Origin of the sequence: Megasphaera vaginalis (ex Bordigoni et al. 2020), assembly GCF_900240295.1 — a bacterium.
GTDB lineage: Bacteria > Bacillota > Negativicutes > Veillonellales > Megasphaeraceae > Megasphaera > Megasphaera vaginalis.
In genome coordinates this window covers 318,984-337,183 of the sequence record NZ_OEQB01000001.1, presented here as the reverse complement: position 1 = coordinate 337,183, position 18,200 = coordinate 318,984, and the positions used below count along the sequence as shown (strand labels likewise).

Genomic DNA, 18,200 nt, shown 5'->3' with positions numbered 1-18,200 from the left:
AGGTGATAGAATGGGTTTTTCGGTCATTCAAAACCGGCTCTTTTTGACAAGAGGGGATTCTGCTGAAATCACGCTGATTATTCGGGACCGGGTGACAGGTGCCATCTTTATCCCAGGTCCGGATGATCAGCTTACTTTTACCGTTAAGCGGGAACTTTCAGATGAAAAGACAGTGATAGAAAAGCATCTGGATAGTGGTATTCTGCGCCGAGAAAATGACTGTGTTCTGATCCTGATACCAGAAGATACAGCACAGCTTCCATTTGAAACCTATTGGTATGATGTAGAATTGGTGCTGGACTCTGGGTATACAGATACGATCATTCCACCCAGTCCCTTTATTATAACGGGAGAGGTAACGACCCATGGATAAGTATAAAGGCACTATAAAGGGAATAAGTACTCTGCAAGGGATTCTATCCATGCCGGTGGTACCTTCCAGAAATTATCAAAAGAAGGTGGTCATTCCTAATAAAGAGAAACAAATCATCCGACCAGATGCAGGCTACGATGCCTTGCAGCGGGTTACGGTAGCTGCCATTCCGTCGAACTATGGCAGAATTAGCTTCAATGGATATGAGTTAAAGGTTGAGTAAAGGAGAATAACATCATGGCGAAAAATGTAAAAATCAATTCCGTAGTGTATGCAGAAGTCCCTCAAGTTTCGATTCCACTAGCAGAAGGAGAGGGAGCTGCCACTTTTTATGATACAACGGGGGCGACTGCAGTATCTGCGGATATCCTGAATGGGAAAACTGCATTCTTGGGAACCGGTTCAGTGACAGGCGCTATGCCAGATAATGGGGCTGTCAGTGGCAGTATTGGCAAGGTGGACGGTTCGTATACTATCCCGGCAGGCTACCATAATGGCAAAGGCTCAGTTACCATCACGAGCGAGGAACAAGCCAAGTTGGTTGCAGATAACATCAAGGCAGGTGTGACGATTCTGGGAGTAGCCGGCAAGGCCAGTGTGGTGGATACGGCAGATGCTACCGCAGCTGCGAGTACTATTGTGTCGGGCAAAACCGCCTATATTAACGGAGCGAAAGTGACCGGTTCTTTGACCTCTGTAGCAGTATTCCAGGATAGTCTGACCAAAGTGCTGACCATTGAATAGGAGGACTGAGTCATGAAGGTTGATGTTAAGATTGCGGGAGCTAATTATACGGAAGTTCCATCCATATTATTACCCCTTACAGCGGGAGGCAAAGCAAGGTTTTGTGAAGTGTCCGATACGACAGCTGAAATTGGAGATGTTGCTCGGGGAAAAAAGTTCTATACGGCCGATGGAGAACTGGTGGAAGGAACAGCGAACGTATCTTCTGGTGGGGATACCCGGAAGAAAATAACCCTGGTGCAAAAAGACCATCAAAAAATTACGATTACCTGCAATCATCCAGAGTTATCGATGCAACATGATACGGATAGAAATGCCGTGTATGCTACAGAATATCAAAATATGCTCGATATTACCCTAAAAGCAGACAATGATTATTACGTCGGGAAAATCACAGTTAATGGTAAAGAACAGGGCACTGTCAGTTCGAATCATCAATATGCTTCTGCGTCTATGCCGATTAGTGATGGCATGATTGTCAGTGCCACAGATGCAGTTTTGATTCCCACCAGTCCCTTTACGACTGTGAACCTTACACTGCAAGGACAAGGCTCACAGTTCCTTTTAGGAAGTCTGCTGATGACCTTAGCGCAGAGTCCGGACAGTCCTAAGATAGAAGGGATTGTTGTTGTCGAGGATGCGGATAATAAAGGGATGATATTCCTGGTAAAAGAAGAACAGCGATACGCTGCCTGTCAGGCTGAAGTCACAACGGGAACGGGAATCAAGGAAATCATAGACTTGACATATAATATAGACACAGATTTAGGGGCAACAATGTCTGGGAAAATTTCTGATACTTTATACACTTATTTAAAAGAGCGTTCGGAATCGAATGCAAAAGTGACACTACAGATTAAGGTGGTAGCGTAAGTATGTTTGAAAAAGTGAATATCCCTGACTGCATCGTCATCATCGGGCTGGTCATGGCACTGATCTTGGCGATTTTTTATGCCCTCAACGAGCTGGCCATGTCCATCGCTTCTGGCTTGCTCGGTTACATCGGCGGGACCGTGAAGACCGCTGTTCATCAGAAAGGAGAAGAAAAGCAATGAAAGTATTCCTGAACCCCGGCCATGCGCCGAACGGGCATCCAGACCCAGGTGCTGTCAATGAAGAAACGGGCCTACGCGAGAGTGATGTAGCATTGGCCGTTGGTAAATCCGCTGCAAGCTATCTAAATGCGGCAGGCGTAGAAACAGAACTGCTTCAATCTGACAGCCTGTATGAAATTTGCGAAGCAGCCAATGACAGTGATGCTGACATCTTCGTGTCCATCCACTGCAATGCCGCAATGGCAGAAGAAGCTAACGGCACAGAAACCTGGGCCTGTGCTGACAGTTACTGTGGCAACATACTGGCCAACTGTATCCAACGCCAAATTATTGATGCCCTCGATACCACTGACCGGGGCGTGAAAATCGCAACGCCTGGCGTCAACGGACTCTACGTTCTGACCAATACGGCAATGCCCGCTGTCCTGGTCGAGTTGGCCTTCATCACTAATCCCGGCGATGAAGAAATCCTGGCCTCTGCCCAGGATGCCCTGGCCAGAGCAGTAGCCCGGGGTGTTACTGATTATGAACAACTGATCTTGGGAGGTAAATGACTATGAACCGTGAAGAAATCAAGAAAGCCGTCGCCGATACGGTTGTATCTTTTGCCAGGAGCGAAGCCGAAGCGGCCATCAAGTCCATCGACCTGGAGGACATCCAGAAGCTGGTGGAAGCGCAGATGAAGAACCTCACAGACCCACTGGAAGCGGAAATCCAGACCACCACCAGTTGGTGGGTGAAGATTCGGAACAGGCTGTATATTACTTTGCTGCAGCAAGCGGTCAAAGCTATTGTGGCTGATGCAAAGCAGAAGATTGTATGAGAAAAGCCGATACGGAACATCGGGAAGGATGTTCCGTATCGGCTTTTTTTTATAGTACTTAGTAATAGCCGTTCTGTCCTGTTACTCCTGAAGACCAAAAATTCAGGAGGTATCCATCATGACGGACGAACAGAAACAACAGATTATTGCTCTGCGCCGAGCTGGGGCCGGGTATGGCAGGATAGCGATGCAGCTCCAGATTTCTATCAATACGGTGAAGTCGTTCTGCCGGCGGCACAGTCTGGTAACCAGGATAGATGGAGCAGTATGCGAGCAGTGTGGGAAGCCTATTGATCAGAATCCGGGGCGGAAGCGGAAACGGTTCTGCTGTGATGCCTGTCGGAACAAGTGGTGGAACGCACATCTGACGCTGGTGAAGCGGAAGGCAGTCTATACTTTTACTTGCCCGGCCTGCGGAAAAGCATTCACTGTCTATGGCAATAGTCATCGGAAGTTCTGCTCTCATGATTGCTATATTGCTTACCGGTTCGGAGGTGTCCGCCATGGATAAGAAGTTATTTTTTAATGAAATAACTTTTCAGGTAACGATAAATCTGGCAAGGAAAATGTTGAATGATAAACTTATTACCAAGAAGGAGTACCAGTCCTTCAAGAAGGAAATGCTTCATAAATATCAACCGTTTTTCGGAGGGTTATACACTTGATAATTCTACTGGTTAGAGTGATATATATAGTTGGAAGGAGGGCTCAACTATGGAAAAGAAAATGTGGAAAATAGAACAGAAGGTTACCGAAATTTCCAAACGGAAGCGGGTTGCTGCCTATGCCCGAGTCTCTGTAGAGTCAGAGAGAATGCAGCATTCCCTATCGGCTCAGATTAGCTATTACAGTTCATTGATACAGAAAAATCCTACGTGGGAATATGCGGGGGTATATGCTGATTATGGTATTACTGGAACAAAGATTATTAAGAGAAAAGAGTTTCAACGTATGCTTGCAGATGCAGAAGCTAGAAAAATTGATATTATTCTTACGAAATCCATCCAGCGGTTTGCACGTAACACGGTTGACCTGCTTAAGACGGTTCGGCACCTAAAAGAGATTGGTGTCGAAGTCTGGTTTGAAAAAGAAAACATTTGTAGCCTAAGTGGTGATGGAGAGCTGATGCTGACAATCCTTGCCTCCTTTGCTCAGGAAGAAAGCCGCTCTATCAGCGACAATATCAAGTGGAGGTTTCAAAAGAAATACGAAAAAGGAATTCCCCATGCAAAGTTCTTCATTTATGGGTACCGATGGAAAGATGGAGAACTAGTTATCCAGAATGAGGAAGCAGCGATTGTTCGGAGAGTCTTTAAGGGGTATTTAGCAGGGAAAACGCGAAGAGATATACAGCGAGAGCTTGCCAATATCGGAGCTCATACGATGTACGGCAACCTATTTCAGGATTCTACTATAAAGCAGATGTTGCAGAATCCTGTATATAAAGGGAACCTGGTCATTCAAAAGACCTTCGTAATAGATCCAATTACCAAACATCAGGTCATAAACCATGGAGAAAAGGATAAATATGTAGTGGAAAATCATCATGAGGCCATTATTGATGCAGCGACATTCAATCAGGTTCAGGAAGAGATGGCGTGGCGTAAGGAGGCGGGAAAGCAACGTGGCGGATATGCCAGAAATTTCCTAAACACATCCTGCTTTACAGGAATCATCAAGTGCGGTATTTGTGGAAAGAGCTACATCCATAACATAAGAAAGTACAAAGGAAAACCGAGTGAATACTGGTCGTGCCTGTCAAATAAAGGAAAAGCGGAGGAACGGTGCGGGGCCTATGGTGCCATTCCACAGCCTGCTCTTGAACGCGCTTGTATGAGTGCACTTGAAATGGCAATTTTTGATAAGACAGAGTTTTTACAGAGGGTAGAGAAAATAGTGGTGCCGGCTTATCATTCCTTGCTATTTTACTTAAAGGACGGCAAGGTTATTAAGCAGCCATGGAAATCGACAGCGTTAAAGGATATGTGGACGGAGAAACGGAAGGAACAAGTGCAGCAAAGAATGGTCCAATACCGTAAAAGTGGACTGTCCAGCCGTTATAGTGCCTTTTCAGAACGTATCTTTTGCCCGACTTGTGATGTGAAATTTGTCCGTTGTTTGGAAACACGTAAAAATAGAAGAGTAGCGTATTGGCGGAGTCGGAACAAACATAAATGTGTCCACACTAGCGGCATCCAAGAAGATTGGCTGAAAAAAACAGCGGCAGCCCTTCTTGGCGAATCTACATTTGATGAGCAAAAATTTCGGGAACAGGTGGAATGGATTGAGGTTCAGAAGAATCGGACCCTGTTGTTCCGGTTTTATTCTGGAGAAAATAAAGAGGTGCAATTGCCATGAAAAAAGTGCAGGTCATACCAGCTACACTACAGAATTACACAGAAAAACCTATTCATAGCCAGAAAAAGAGAAGGGTCGCCGGGTATGCACGCGTTTCAACCGACCGGGATGAACAGCTTACAAGTTATGAAGCACAGGTTGACTATTATACAAATTATATAAAGGGACGCAGCGACTGGGAATTCGCTGGGATGTACACGGATGAAGGAATTTCAGCGACAAATACCTTGCATAGGGAAGGCTTTAAAAGTATGATTCGTGATGCAATGGATGGCAGAATTGACCTTATCATTACGAAATCGGTCAGCCGTTTTGCGCGGAATACGGTGGATAGCTTGACAATCGTACGTAAGTTGAGAGATAACGGGGTCGAAATCTACTTTGAAAAAGAAAACATCTGGACACTAGACGCCAAAGGTGAACTTCTTATTACTATTATGAGTTCCCTAGCACAGGAGGAAAGTAGGAGTATATCAGAAAATGTCACTTGGGGACATCGGAAACGGTTTGCTGATGGGAAGGTCAGTTTGGCATTCAGTCATTTTCTTGGTTATGACAGGGGAGCGGACGGCAATCTGGTAGTGAATAAAGAGCAGGCAGAAACAGTAAAACTGATTTATCGTTTATATCTTAGCGGGTACACCTTTCATTCTATTGCAAAGAAATTGACAGAGCAAAAGATTCCAACACCTGCGAGGTGCAAAATATGGAGACCCAACACGGTGCGAAGTATTCTCATGAATGAAAAGTACAAAGGTGATGCGTTGCTTCAAAAGAAATTTACGGTGGACTTTCTTACGAAAAAAAGTAAGAGGAACGAAGGGGAAGTACCGCAATATTATGTGCAAAATAACCATGAGGCTATTATCAGTCCACAGGTATTTGACTTGGTACAGGAAGAGATGCGGAAGAGAAAAAATAGTAAAATTCGTCATAGCGGTATCTCCATTTTCTCCAGCAAAATCAAATGTGGACAGTGCGGCAGTTGGTACGGAGCCAAAGTTTGGCACTCGACTGATAAATACCGCCAGACCGTATATCGCTGTAATGATAAGTTCAAGAGACATTGTAAGACGCCACATCTGACTGAAAATGAGATAGAAAATATATTTGTCCGAGCAGTCAATCAACTTATCAAGAATAAAGATGAGATCCTTAGCAATATTATTCTGTTAAAGATTCGCCTAGTTGATACTACAGATTTGGAAAAGAAACGAAACGCATTAGAATTCAATATGAACCTGTTAGCAGAACGGGTTCAGCAACTCATCTCCGAAAATGCTTGCTTGACACAGGATCAAGTGCAATATAACCAAGAGTACAGCGAGCTAGTTAACCGCTATGAAAAAATAAAAATAAAGTATGACCAGATTTGCGATACCATGAAACAGCGTACAAGTAGGGGCCAGCAGCTAGAAAGATTTATTGAAAATTTACAGAAACAGGAATTTATTAGCATTTTTGATAAAAGACTGTGGTGCAGTTTGGTAGATTTCATTACTGTAAATGAGAAAGATGATATTTGGGTGACTTTTAAAGATGGCACAGAAATCAAAGCATAAATGGATATTTGGAAATGCAAGAGAGAAACGACATGACTTTCCGGGAAAACGGAGTACAGTATGTTAATGTATAGCATTCATATATTATTAACTTAAGCTTCACAGTTGATACCCCGCTGATTTATCTTTATTAGTAATCCGCGAAATAAAAATAGCATGAACTCATTCCGTTTTGTATAATAAAAGTAACGAAAATCCACAACACAAACGGAAGGCTTATGCCATGAATATTGTACAATATCATCACTCATGTGAAGTATCATCTTCCAAGATTCGTCAATTCTTTGCCGAATTCCATGTCAGCCAGTTCTTGCGAAACTACAATGTCTACAAGATGTGCGGCTTTGCAGTCATGACCGCAAAGCGCGTCCGAGGCAGTGTTTCAGAGGCGGTTCTTCTACCAACGGAAGCTGGAACGGTTTATTCCCAAGCAATGCCATTGCCGTAGAAACTGCTATCCTGTCCTTGCATTTGTACGATGAGCGAAACAGGGCTGTCGGTCTGTGTTTTGAGCCATTGCTGGATCTTCGCGGCATCGGTCGGGGAAAGTGGGGCCGAGACAGTGAGTTTTGCAAGAAATTGTTGTGATTGACTGCCTGATGTGCTTGCGTCCGTACTGTGGGCGGGCATGGTGCTGCCTTGGGCGGCAACAATTTGTGGAAATAGCGCAGGGAGCTGAGCATTCATAGCAACGGTGATTTGTTCATCGCTTTGCTGTGTTTGGTAGGCCGGATAATAAAGGCTCGCGAGCTCTTTATAGGATTTTCCTTTATCGTTGGCAACCAGTCCTTCGATCCGGTTCGTGATGATTTGTTGAATCTCTTTTTGACCGATGGTGTTTACATTGCCTTGCACGATGTGTAACTTGGCATCTGTCAGTTTGGAATACGACTGCATCGAGGCCTGGAGTTCTGCCACCTGATCCTCGGTTAGTGGTGTTCCAATGAGATCGACCGTTAAGAGTCCATCTTTGAAGGCATACGATACGGCACTCACTTTTTCAGAGGCGACTTCTTTTGCTATAAACGTTTTGATCTGCGTATCGCGGATGTTGTCGTTGACTGTTAGATAGGCCATGTAAATGCTAGGGATGGTGATGACGATGCCCGCGATTAGGAGAATGGTCCGCTGGTATTGCATGTGGCTTTCGTTGACCGTCGTCGATGCCGGTACGCGCAGCACCTTGAAGACTAAGAATGCGGAAAGCGTGATAAAGAATGCGTTGATAAAGAACAGGTAGAGCGCGCCAAGTACGAAGGTAGAAGAATGCGTGGCGATGCCGTAGCCTGCGGTGCAAAGCGGTGGCATCAAGGCCGTGGCAATAGCAACGCCTGGAATGACATTCGTTTTTTCTTTTCGGGTGTTACCAATGGCGCCAGCGATACCGCCTGCTAGTGCGATGATAACGTCCCAGATGGTCGGGGATGTGCGCGCTAAGAGTTCGGAAGATGCATCGCTGATGGGCGAAAGAGAAAAATAAATCGCCGAGGTAATCAAGGCGAAGGAGACTTGGAAGCCAAGCTTTACCATCGAATCCTTGATAAATTGCATGTCATAGGTTGCCATTCCGTAGCCTGTTGCGACAAGGCCACCCATTAAAGGGGAAATGAGCATGGCACCGATGATGACTGCGGTGCTGTTCATATTGAGGCCGACGGACGCAATGAGGATTGCGGTGATTAGAATGACGAGATTTGCGTCTTTCACCGAAGCATCGGACGCGATCCGCTGTCGGATTTCAGAGAATGGGGCCGAGTCGCCCTTGAGGTCTAAGAGTTGTGAAAAATTGAAGTTCATAGGGATAGATCTCCTTTCTGTTAGTTCCTATCTTTCATGATAGCATATTTTTCTCCGGAAAATCATTGTTGTACAGAAAAGTCTGATAATAATAGGTAAAATAGGAATAAAAGGAGTATTCTCGAGAATTTTTATATTGGCTAATTGTATAATGAAACTGAACACATAAAAAGATCCATAGCGAATACCTTCATGTTATGATTTGTAATGGGCCCCTTGTCTAGACCACAGTAAAATGGAGTAGCACAGAAGTTAACATTGGCGATGTTATACAATTTTGGAACCCCGGTGATGAGGCGTGGACTCACGCTGGTATTATAACAAATCTAGACACCCCCTATGGAATTACATATGCCGGACATACTGATGATCATTTTCAAAGGCCACTAAGTGATGTATACCCGGATTCTTATACTGAGGTACGCTTTTTATGCCCAATAGACACTATTGATTAAGTACTCATGCTATGGGAAAATAGGTTAGAAGCGAATGATATAGGGGTGCGATAATTTTAAAATAAGGATTATACGCTGAATATAAGTGTATGATCCTTATTTTTATGAAATTAATAAAGTTAACTGCAATATTTTCAAAATTAAGATTTGTCGTAATTTGAAGAATTATAAATTAATTCTTCAAATCGACTTTTAACTATTGCGGATCTGGGCAACTTCATTGCAATTAATAAAGAAATTCCTAGTGAGAAAGGAGTTAGAAAAAATAAGAGGGGTTAAAATTAGTATCCACCTATTTTTTTTTAAACATGCACACGGGGGTGTTCGAAATTCTGACTATCGTTCTATTGTATCAAATACAAACACCTTTGAGATGATATTTATACGACGGGGGCTACCTTGCAAAGTTGCGCGGCGGCTTTGAAATGTCGAGGCGCTGTCGCCGTGTACGGTCTCGTCATGGCCAGCAATGCCAAGTAAGACAGTTGTCCTCTGCCGCATACGTGACGAAACAGGAGCCTTTTCGGTCTTATCTCTACGTTAACGAAACTGTCAATCATACCCATAAGCCTGAAATCGTTCAGTTTTTTACGGATATGGATTTGCGCCGCAGTTTTTTAGCGACCATTTGCGGCGCTTTTCGGAAAGGCCCAGGCAGTGACGGTCTTGTGGCTGCAGATTACGACTTTTTTTCTGGAGATCAGCATCGTTGGAGCGCAATCCGGGACGGCGGCCCGGAAGGCTTTAGCGCAGGCCTCGTCTTCTCTGCAGAGAGAACCGTTTTTGTGCAGTACAGCGCTTTTGAATCCGAAACTGCTGATTGATGACCTGCATAGCAACTGTTGTTTTCAACCGTTATCATATTGACGAATATCGATGGTATGGTATAATTTATCATATAGATATACATATATATGATAAGAGGTGTAGCGATGTTTACGTTCATTCAGCGTGAAATCCTGGGGATGAAGTGGCTGTCCGTAGTCTTTGGCGACCTTCTTGCGGCAGTCGGGCTTGATCTGAACGGACCGGTAGGCGGCAGTATTCATTTCTTTTTATATGACGTCAGCAAAATTACGATTCTTTTGTGTGTCCTGATTTTTTTGATTTCCTATATACAAAGTTTTTTTCCGCCTGAACGCAGCAGGAAACTGTTGGGGAACGTTCACGGTATCGGCGCCAATGTTTTGGGAGCTTTGCTGGGAACTGTTACGCCTTTTTGTTCCTGCTCTTCTATTCCGTTGTTTATGGGCTTTACAAGTGCAGGCTTGCCGCTGGGAGTAACCTTTTCCTTTCTCATTTCTTCGCCTATGGTCGATTTGGGAAGTCTGATTCTGCTTATCGGGGTTTTCGGCTACCGAATAGCCTTTCTCTATGTTCTTGTCGGGCTGGGCATTGCCGTTGCCGGCGGAACTGTGATCGAGCGCCTTCATTTGAAAGCGGAAGTGGCGGATTTTATTTATCATGCGCCCCTTTCAGCTCAGGCTGCGGCGCCGGAATTGACTGTCAGTGACCGCTGCCGGTATGCATGGGAACAGATGACCGGTACCTTTCAACGGGTATTTCCCTATATTCTTGCCGGTGTTGCCGTCGGCGCTATGATCCATAATTGGATTCCCGAAGCGGTGATCGGAGAAATTCTTGGCGTTCATAATCCTTTTGGCGTTGTCTTGGCTACGCTGGTCGGCGTGCCTATGTATGCCGATATTTTCGGGACGATACCGGTTGCGGAGGCGTTGCTGGGAAAAGGGGCTTTGCTGGGCCCCGTGCTCAGCTTTATGATGGCGGTTACGACGTTGAGTCTCCCTTCTCTCATTATGCTGAAGAAGGTCGTAAAGCCGAAACTCTTGTATACGTTCGTCGCCATCTGTGTCAGCGGTATTATTTTCGTCGGTTACGTGTTCAATTTGTTTCAGCATGTACTTATGTGAGGAGTGTTTGTATGAATGCCGTTGATGCCGCAGTTATCTGCAAGGCCTTGGGAGATTCCAACAGAATGACCATTGTTCAGCTGTTGACGGACGGAGAATTATGCGCCTGTGATTTGTTGGCATATTTTCGTATTACACAGCCGACGCTTTCGCATCACATGAAGGTGTTGATAGAGTGTAATCTGGTCAGATCCAGAAAAGAATGGAAAAATACGTATTACTCGCTGAATTGCGAAACTGTTACCGCTTTTAGGAATTACATTGAGTCACTGCGCTGTGACGGCAAAAACGGACGGCGTGCGTCCTCTTGTTGTTCGCCGTCCCGTGCAGAGGAGTTTGAATAGTGCGGAAAAGACATTTTTGCATTGTCCGGCAGACCGATGCTGGCGCTCCGGATGAGGAGATGATTTACCTGTGAGTAAACCGAGGATAGCCTTTATTTGCATACGCAACTCCTGTCGCAGTCAGATTGCCGAAGCGTTCGGCCATACCTTGGCAGGCGATGTTTTTACAAGCTGTTCGGCAGGAACGGAGATTGCAACGGAGCTTGATCGCGGCGCAGTGCGTATCATGAAAAACGTATATGGTATCGACATGGCGGCGGCCGGGCAAAAAAATAAAACACTGGACCAACTGCCGCCGCTAGATGGTCTCATCACGATGGGCTGTGGCGTACAATGTCCGGTTCATCCTGCAAAATGGAAACGGAACTGGGACTTGGTAGATCCGGTCGGGAAAAGTGATGCCCTGTATTTGGCCGTGATTCAGGAAATAAAAGAAAGAGTGATGGCCCTTAAAATGGAAATGGAAAGGAGGGGGAAAGATGGATATTAAGGTTATTGGCGGCGGCTGCAGCAAATGTGAAAAAATGTTGGAAGCAGTAAAAAAAGCTGTCAATCATTGCGGTATCGACGCCGATATACAGTATGTCACAGATTTTTCCGCAATTGCCGGTTATGGAATTATGCGTACGCCGGCGCTCATGATTGACGGAAACGTCGTTTTAAGCGGCCGCGTACCGACTGTCGGGGAGATTGAAAAATACCTGTGATCATATGCTGCGCTTTGTTTTTGGATCGGCAGAGGCAGCAGGGCGGTAATTTTTCGCAGACGGGCCGAAAAGAAAACAGGCACGGTATTCGCCTTGCGGCGGGTACCGTGCCTGTTTTGTATATATTATCCTAATGTTTCAATGAAAGCCTTGACGATTTCCGGATCAAAGAGCAGACCGGAGGCGCTGAACAGCTCGCGTACGGCCTGTTGTTTCGTCTTTGCCCAAAATTCTGTCGACGGGTTGATGATCGTGTCATAATAATCGGCAACGGCGATGATGCGGGCGCCGAAAGGAATATTGGCGCCGCGGAGGTGTTTCGGAAAGCCGGAGCCGTCCCACCGCTCATGGTGATAGCGGATGTAGGGGACGATATCCTGGCAGCAGGGGATGTTTTCCAAGACGTTTCCGCCGGCGGCGGCATGCCGTTTATAAGTCGCTTTTTCCGTGCGGTTCAGATAAGGCATCTTGGACAGGAGCGAATTGGAAACGAAGAGCATCCCGATGTCATGCAACAGTGCGGCGTGTTTGATTTGGCCTATTTCGCTTTTCGGCAATGCCAATTTGGTCGCAATACTGACGCTGTAATTGGCGACCTGGAGAGAATGCATGTAGAGACGTTGGTTTTTTAATTGGATAAAAGCAAGGAGCGCAGTCGTGATCGAATCGAGGGAGTCCTTTTCTTCAGCAGCGATGCCTGCCGCTTGCCGTAATGATAACATGTACATACATACAGAACCTTTCCATTCGGAATGTTAATTTTTCTTGCGGAAATTGCGGAATTGGTGAGTACGCTTCGGATGCCGCAAAATGTTCAGCATGGTAGCACTCGTCTTTTTTATGCGGGCTCCCGTGTTTTTCACACGGCGAACTGCCGTAATCTTTGAATTGCGTTTAGGACGCATATCACGAATCGAGCCGAAATCACCGCGCCGTACGCTGGTTGCCTTGATGCGGTCGGAATGGAGGGAGCTCTTTAAGGAACTCATGATCTGGTTGGCTTTGATGTCGCTGTTGAAGCTGTAAATGTCGACAGCCGTATAAGCCAGTTCGGGGTATACATGAATGCAGATGTGTGATTGATCTGAAACAGCCATGCACACCAACTCTTCGTCAAGACGAAAGAATGTGATGTCGTTCAATGCGGTGCCTACGACTGCCAGCGCCTGTTCAACAAAAGGGCGCAATTCTTCCGGTTCATGGAATTCGCAGCGGCAGTTATAAAAATCAATAAGTAAATGTTTACCCAACGTAGTATTCATGATATTCACCTGTTCGTAAGTTACGCCTTATTATATAATTTTTTCTCTTTCTTGTAAATAACCTTGCAGGGGCCGACGCATGAGTCTCTTCCCGGCGAACAGCGTAAAACGGACATAAAAAGAAGGCTCCAGTTGCAGGTGGAGCCTTCGGGAAGAGGAAATCAGACAGTTTCGCGCTTCGGTGTGAAGGTAAAGGCGTCATCGACATAATCGATGGAGACCGTGTCACCTTCTCGGACGTCGCCGGCAATGAGCTTGCGACTGAGCGCTGTTTCTACGGTGTGGACAATCAGACGGCGCAGGGGACGGGCTCCGAAATGAGCGTCGAAGCCTTGTGCCGCCAACTGATCGAGGGCCTTTTCGCTGTACGTCAAGGTGACTTTGACCTGTTTTTCCAAGCGGTCGCTTAAGCGTTGGAGTAAGATCCCGGCAATGTGGCGTACCTGTTGTTCTTGTAATGCCTTGAAGACGATGGTGTCGTCTACGCGGTTGAGAAATTCGGGCCGGAAGTATTGCTTTAAAAGTTCCCGGACCGCTTTTTCCGCTTCGTCAAAGTCGTCGCGTTCCAGAATTTCATGGGAGCCGAGATTACTGGTCATGATGATGACCGTGTTTTTAAAGTTTACGACGCGTCCTTTGCCGTCGGTGAGACGACCGTCGTCAAGGATCTGTAAAAGGACGTTGAAGATATCGGGATGCGCTTTTTCGATTTCATCGAGCAGAATGACACTGTACGGACGGCGGCGTACGGCTTCTGTCAGCTGACCGCCTTCGTCGTAGCCGACATAGCCGGGAGGCGCTCCGATGAGGCGGGATACGGTGTGCTTTTCCATGTATTCGCTCATATCGATGCGGATAATATTGCGTTCATCATCAAAAAGTGATTCGGCCAATGTTTTTGCCAGCTCCGTCTTGCCGACGCCGGTCGGTCCGAGGAAGATAAACGAGCCGATAGGGCGGTTCGGGTCTTTAATGCCGGCTCGCGCTCTGATAATGGCGTCACTGACAACGTGAACCGCTTCATCCTGCCCGACGACGCGGCGGTGCAGCACGTCTTCCAAGTGCAGCAGTTTTTCTCGTTCGCCTGTCATCATCTTGGTGACGGGAATGCCTGTCCAGCGGCTGACGACTTGCGCGATATCTTCTTCGCCGACTTCTTCTTTCAATAGACGTGTGTCGTTTTCCGAGGCCAGACGGTTTTCCTGATCGGCCAGTTCTTTTTCCAACTCCGGCAGCTTGCCGTACTTCAACTCCGACGCTTTAGCCAGGTTGTAGTCGTGCTCTGCCTGTTCCATTTGATGGCGGACTTCGTCGAGTTCTTTTTTGATGGCCTGTGTATGAAGGATGGATTGCTTTTCACTGTCCCATTTTTCTTGCAGCGCCTTTTCCTCTTTTTTCAATTCGGCTTTTTTGTCGGTGATCTTGGCCAGTCGTTCTTTTGAGGCGTCATCCGTTTCTTTCGTCAGCGACTGTTCTTCGATTTCAAGTTGCATGATCTTATGCCGGATGTCGTCGAGGGGCGACGGCATCGATTCGATTTCCGTCCGCAATTTGGCGGCGGCTTCGTCGACAAGGTCGATTGCTTTATCTGGCAGGAAGCGGTCGGAAATGTATCGGTCCGAGAGAACGGCTGCCGAAACCAGTGCTTTATCGCGGATCCGGACGCCGTGATGTACTTCGTAGCGTTCCTTCAAACCGCGCAAAATCGTGATCGTGTCTTCTACAGACGGTTGATTGACCATGACCGGCTGGAAGCGGCGTTCCAAGGCGGCGTCTTTTTCAATATATTTCTGGTATTCGTTCAGCGTTGTGGCGCCGATGCAGCGCAGCTCGCCGCGAGCCAGCATCGGTTTCAGCAAGTTCCCTGCATCCATGGAGCCTTCCGAGGCGCCGGCGCCGACGACGGTGTGAATTTCGTCGATGAAGAGGAGTATCTGTCCCGCCGATTTGGCGATTTCGTTCAGTACGGATTTCAGCCGTTCTTCAAATTCGCCGCGGTACTTGGCGCCGGCAATGAGTGCGCCGAGATCAAGAGAGTAAAGCGTCTTGTTCTTCAACGATTCGGGTACGTCGCCGGAAATGATGCGCCGCGCCAGCCCTTCGACGATGGCCGTTTTGCCGACGCCCGGTTCGCCGATGAGGACGGGATTGTTTTTCGTGCGCCGCGACAGAATTTCGATTGTGCGGCGGATTTCGTCATCTCTGCCGATTACGGGATCAAGTTTGCCCTGACGGGCCGCTGCCGTCAGATCGCGGCCGTATTTTTCAAGGGCTTTGTAGTTTCCTTCCGGATTATCGCTGGTAACGGATTGCTTTTTATTTTCTTTGATAATCCGGCGGATCTTGTCGCCTGTCAAGCCGAATTGCCGGCATACTTCCTGAATTTTGGCATCGCCTTCTTCCACGATGGCTTCAATGAGGTGTTCGGTACTGATAAATTCATCGTGCATCCCGTCGGCGCGCTGCTGCGCTTTGCCAATGATGCGGACCATTTCCGTCGACATGGATAATTGGCTCTGTCCCTTGACCGAAGGAATCTGCTTCAGCAGCTGTTCCAAACGTGCCTGCAACATCGGAATATCTGTCTGGCATTCACTGAAAATGGTGGACAATAACCCTTCGGGATCCTTTGTCAGTCCCAAGAGAAGGTGGACTGCCGTGATTTGCTGATGATAGTGGAGGGCCGCTGTTTGCTGCGCTTCCTGAAATGCTTCCATAACTTTCTGTGTATATTTTTCGTTTCCCATGATAAAGACTCCTTTCATCGTGCCGTCTTTGGGACGTGCTGTCATAGAGCAAGAGCGATTGGAACTCTCTTCAAGTATCATTATACCTGTTAAAGTCAAAAAGTCAAATAAAAATAAAAAGAATTTGTCTTTTTGATTTTTGTGAGCGGCGAAATCGCCGGCGCGGCGTTATACATGAGACAAAAGCTAAAATAATATGGAGCGGACAGGTGCGTCCAAGTTGCGGCAGGAGCATGATATAAAAAAAGGCCGATACAAGGTATCAGCCTTTTGGGCAGGTGTTTTCTTTTCGTAGACAATCCAAGACGCGCAGGGCGTTTTCTTTGATGATGGGAATAAAGGTTTTCTGACTGTAATGAGCAGGCAAATACGGAAGCAGCGGGTTATCTTGCCCCAAGAGGCAAACGAGAAAGGGTGACATCATACTGACAATGGCGCCGTAGAGACGAGGATCTTTCTTATCGTAGCCCAGATAGTCGCTGAAAAGAGAAAGAATCATTTCCATTTTCGGGAGCGCTTTGCTCGTCAGGATTTGTCCGATAAACGGTGACGGCGCCAGCATCTCTTTCAGCCACAGGCGTATTTGCCAGTTATCTTCGGCAAAGTCCGCTTCCAGAAGGCGACTGATGACGGATGCAATCTTTTCTCTGGATGAAGCGGTACACTGACAGATGGCCGTCAGTTCATCCATGCTGAGCAGGTAGTTTTGCACTTCTTCTAATAAGGCGATGTACAGACCGTCACGGCTGCCAAAATGATAGTTAACGGCGGCTATGTTGACTTGAGCCGCTTCACAGATCTGCTTGCTTGTCGTTTTGCTGTAGCCATTGGCGGCAATGAGATGACCGGCGCAGATGAGTATTTTATTTCTCGTTTCCTTACCGTCTTCGCGGTGTGTTGCTGTTTTCATAGGGGTACCTTCTTTACGACAACTTGTGGCGGAACAGCCACGCTGCTGCAGGGAGCGTAACGGCAGCAATGCTGAGCATAGGGATGAAGTTGCGCCAAATCAGACTGAGACCGGCGCCTTCCAGATAAATGCGTCGGATCGCTTCAATGGCAAAACGTGTCGGGTTAGCATAGGTTGCATAATACAGGATATCCGGCATGTTGCGGACCGGTGTCGCCAACCCGGAAAGAAGCAGCATGGGCAGCAGGAAAACAAAACAATAGACCATGACTTGCTGCATGTTTTGAGCTACTGCCGAAATGGATAGTCCAATGCCGACGCAGCTGATGAGGAATAAAAAGACCGTGATGTAGAAGAGCGCCAGTGAGCCGACCATGGCGACGTGAAACCAGAAAACAGCGATGCAGAGCATCAATGTAGCTTGCACCAGACCAATGACGATAGGCGGAACGGCTTTCCCGATGAGAATTTCGCCGGGGCGCAGCGGTGTGACGAGAAGCTGCTCAAACGTTCCCTGTTCTCTTTCTCTGGCAACGGATAATCCGGCCAAGATCATGACTTGTGTCAGGGCGATCATGGGGATGAGAGAGGGGAGAAACATCCAGCGGGAAATCAGATTGGGATTGTACCAGGAAATCGTTTGTACCGTAATGAGCGGAGGGCTTTGACGCAGTTCCTGTGTATATGAGGCGGCTGCGGCTGCCGTATAGGATACCGTCATGGCGGAGGACATAATGTTTTTTCCGTCGGTAATCACTTGAACCGCGGCGGTTTCGCCGGCAGCAATGCGGTCGGCAAAATCGGCGGGAATCGTAACCACTGCCAAGACATCGCCGGAGTCGACTGCCGCTGCGATGTCCGCTGTGCCGGACAGATTCTGGCGGCGCGTGAAAATGCCGCTGCCGTCTAGCTTGCTTAGGAACGCCGCGGAGTAGGCACTGTGGCTCTGATCCACAAGGGCATAAGGAATGTCATTCAAGTTATATGTAGCCGTATAGCCGAAAAGAAATCCCTGAACCAGCACAGGCAGCAAAAGAATGACGCGGCTTTTGGAGTCTTTCAGCGTCGTTAGAAATTCTTTGCGGATCAGATGGAGAATGATCGAGAGCGAAGCGAGGTATCGGTTCATAAG

Annotated in this window: 22 protein-coding genes and 1 pseudogene; 17 read left to right on the top strand and 6 right to left on the bottom strand. The window is 47.0% G+C overall.

Translation table 11 applies throughout. The features are described from left to right. Positions 1–10: 10 nt before the first annotated feature. The 11 genes from C0977_RS01585 to C0977_RS01540 all read left to right on the top strand — a co-directional run bounded on the left by C0977_RS01585 (position 11) and on the right by C0977_RS01540 (position 6,915). Positions 11–373 (top strand): hypothetical protein, encoded by a 363-nt coding sequence (locus tag C0977_RS01585; protein WP_101912182.1) that lies wholly within the window; start codon positions 11–13, stop codon positions 371–373. Continuing rightward, positions 366–596: a hypothetical protein gene (locus C0977_RS01580; RefSeq protein WP_101912181.1), complete on the top strand. Its 231-nt coding sequence runs from the start codon at positions 366–368 to the stop codon at positions 594–596. Before C0977_RS01585 ends, C0977_RS01580 begins: the two co-directional genes overlap by 8 nt. Positions 597–610: 14 nt before the next feature. Beyond that, positions 611–1,117 (top strand): hypothetical protein, encoded by a 507-nt coding sequence (locus C0977_RS01575; protein WP_101912180.1) that lies wholly within the window; start codon positions 611–613, stop codon positions 1,115–1,117. Between the two features lie 12 nt (positions 1,118–1,129). Continuing rightward, positions 1,130–1,990: a hypothetical protein gene (locus C0977_RS01570; protein ID WP_101912179.1), complete on the top strand. Its 861-nt coding sequence runs from the start codon at positions 1,130–1,132 to the stop codon at positions 1,988–1,990. Positions 1,991–1,992: 2 nt separating this feature from the next. Further along, on the top strand, positions 1,993–2,172 hold the full coding sequence (locus C0977_RS01565; RefSeq protein ID WP_101912178.1) for a hypothetical protein: 180 nt from the start codon (positions 1,993–1,995) through the stop codon (positions 2,170–2,172). Further along, complete coding sequence (locus tag C0977_RS01560) at positions 2,169–2,726, top strand: N-acetylmuramoyl-L-alanine amidase family protein (protein WP_101912177.1); 558 nt, start codon at positions 2,169–2,171, stop codon at positions 2,724–2,726. Before C0977_RS01565 ends, C0977_RS01560 begins: the two co-directional genes overlap by 4 nt. Before the next feature lie 2 nt (positions 2,727–2,728). Continuing rightward, positions 2,729–2,995, top strand: coding sequence for a hypothetical protein (locus C0977_RS01555; RefSeq protein WP_234987532.1), 267 nt, complete (start codon positions 2,729–2,731; stop codon positions 2,993–2,995). A 118-nt stretch (positions 2,996–3,113) separates the two neighbouring features. Next, positions 3,114–3,506 (top strand): RNA polymerase subunit sigma-70, encoded by a 393-nt coding sequence (locus C0977_RS01550; protein WP_071784773.1) that lies wholly within the window; start codon positions 3,114–3,116, stop codon positions 3,504–3,506. After that, positions 3,430–3,660: an SHOCT domain-containing protein gene (locus C0977_RS11285; protein ID WP_328512816.1), complete on the top strand. Its 231-nt coding sequence runs from the start codon at positions 3,430–3,432 to the stop codon at positions 3,658–3,660. Before C0977_RS01550 ends, C0977_RS11285 begins: the two co-directional genes overlap by 77 nt. 49 nt (positions 3,661–3,709) lie before the next feature. Then, positions 3,710–5,353 carry a recombinase family protein gene (locus C0977_RS01545; RefSeq protein WP_101912175.1) on the top strand — a complete coding sequence of 548 codons (1,644 nt, stop codon included), beginning with the start codon at positions 3,710–3,712 and terminating at the stop codon, positions 5,351–5,353. Next, positions 5,350–6,915, top strand: a complete 1,566-nt coding sequence (locus C0977_RS01540) for a recombinase family protein (RefSeq protein ID WP_023054281.1) — start codon at positions 5,350–5,352, stop codon at positions 6,913–6,915. Before C0977_RS01545 ends, C0977_RS01540 begins: the two co-directional genes overlap by 4 nt. A 420-nt stretch (positions 6,916–7,335) precedes the next feature. Here C0977_RS01540 and C0977_RS01535 read toward each other — a convergent pair whose 3' ends face one another. After that, entirely contained in the window at positions 7,336–8,712 is a 1,377-nt protein-coding gene (locus C0977_RS01535; protein ID WP_101912174.1) for a DUF389 domain-containing protein, read from the bottom strand. A gap of 248 nt (positions 8,713–8,960) precedes the next feature. Between C0977_RS01535 and C0977_RS11320 the strand changes: the two are divergent. The 6 genes and pseudogenes from C0977_RS11320 to C0977_RS01505 form a co-directional block, all read left to right on the top strand. After that, a pseudogene (locus C0977_RS11320) lies at positions 8,961–9,167 on the top strand (amidase domain-containing protein); the annotation flags it as partial. Between the two features lie 425 nt (positions 9,168–9,592). After that, on the top strand, positions 9,593–9,991 hold the full coding sequence (locus C0977_RS01525) for a hypothetical protein (protein ID WP_145995057.1): 399 nt from the start codon (positions 9,593–9,595) through the stop codon (positions 9,989–9,991). Positions 9,992–10,099: 108 nt separating this feature from the next. Beyond that, the gene (locus tag C0977_RS01520) at positions 10,100–11,098 is read left to right on the top strand and encodes a permease (protein WP_101912172.1); all 999 of its coding nucleotides are present in this window, start codon (positions 10,100–10,102) and stop codon (positions 11,096–11,098) included. 11 nt (positions 11,099–11,109) lie between these two features. Further along, the gene (locus tag C0977_RS01515) at positions 11,110–11,442 is read left to right on the top strand and encodes an ArsR/SmtB family transcription factor (protein WP_101912171.1); all 333 of its coding nucleotides are present in this window, start codon (positions 11,110–11,112) and stop codon (positions 11,440–11,442) included. Positions 11,443–11,512: 70 nt separating this feature from the next. Next, positions 11,513–11,932 carry a low molecular weight phosphatase family protein gene (locus tag C0977_RS01510; protein WP_023054298.1) on the top strand — a complete coding sequence of 140 codons (420 nt, stop codon included), beginning with the start codon at positions 11,513–11,515 and terminating at the stop codon, positions 11,930–11,932. Beyond that, positions 11,922–12,149: a thioredoxin family protein gene (locus C0977_RS01505; protein ID WP_101912170.1), complete on the top strand. Its 228-nt coding sequence runs from the start codon at positions 11,922–11,924 to the stop codon at positions 12,147–12,149. The genes C0977_RS01510 and C0977_RS01505 overlap by 11 nt, the downstream gene beginning before the upstream one ends. Before the next feature lie 125 nt (positions 12,150–12,274). Here C0977_RS01505 and C0977_RS01500 read toward each other — a convergent pair whose 3' ends face one another. From C0977_RS01500 to C0977_RS01480, 5 genes are all read right to left on the bottom strand, one after another. After that, positions 12,275–12,877: an HD-GYP domain-containing protein gene (locus C0977_RS01500; RefSeq protein WP_101912169.1), complete on the bottom strand. Its 603-nt coding sequence runs from the start codon at positions 12,875–12,877 to the stop codon at positions 12,275–12,277. Between the two features lie 27 nt (positions 12,878–12,904). Continuing rightward, positions 12,905–13,411 carry an S-adenosylmethionine decarboxylase family protein gene (locus C0977_RS01495; RefSeq protein ID WP_101912168.1) on the bottom strand — a complete coding sequence of 169 codons (507 nt, stop codon included), beginning with the start codon at positions 13,409–13,411 and terminating at the stop codon, positions 12,905–12,907. A 161-nt stretch (positions 13,412–13,572) separates the two neighbouring features. Continuing rightward, on the bottom strand, positions 13,573–16,158 hold the full coding sequence (clpB, locus tag C0977_RS01490) for an ATP-dependent chaperone ClpB (protein WP_101912167.1): 2,586 nt from the start codon (positions 16,156–16,158) through the stop codon (positions 13,573–13,575). A 262-nt stretch (positions 16,159–16,420) separates the two neighbouring features. After that, entirely contained in the window at positions 16,421–17,068 is a 648-nt protein-coding gene (locus tag C0977_RS01485; RefSeq protein ID WP_101912166.1) for a TetR/AcrR family transcriptional regulator, read from the bottom strand. A 13-nt stretch (positions 17,069–17,081) separates the two neighbouring features. Continuing rightward, positions 17,082–18,197, bottom strand: coding sequence for an ABC transporter permease (locus C0977_RS01480; protein ID WP_101912165.1), 1,116 nt, complete (start codon positions 18,195–18,197; stop codon positions 17,082–17,084). Positions 18,198–18,200 lie beyond the last annotated feature (3 nt).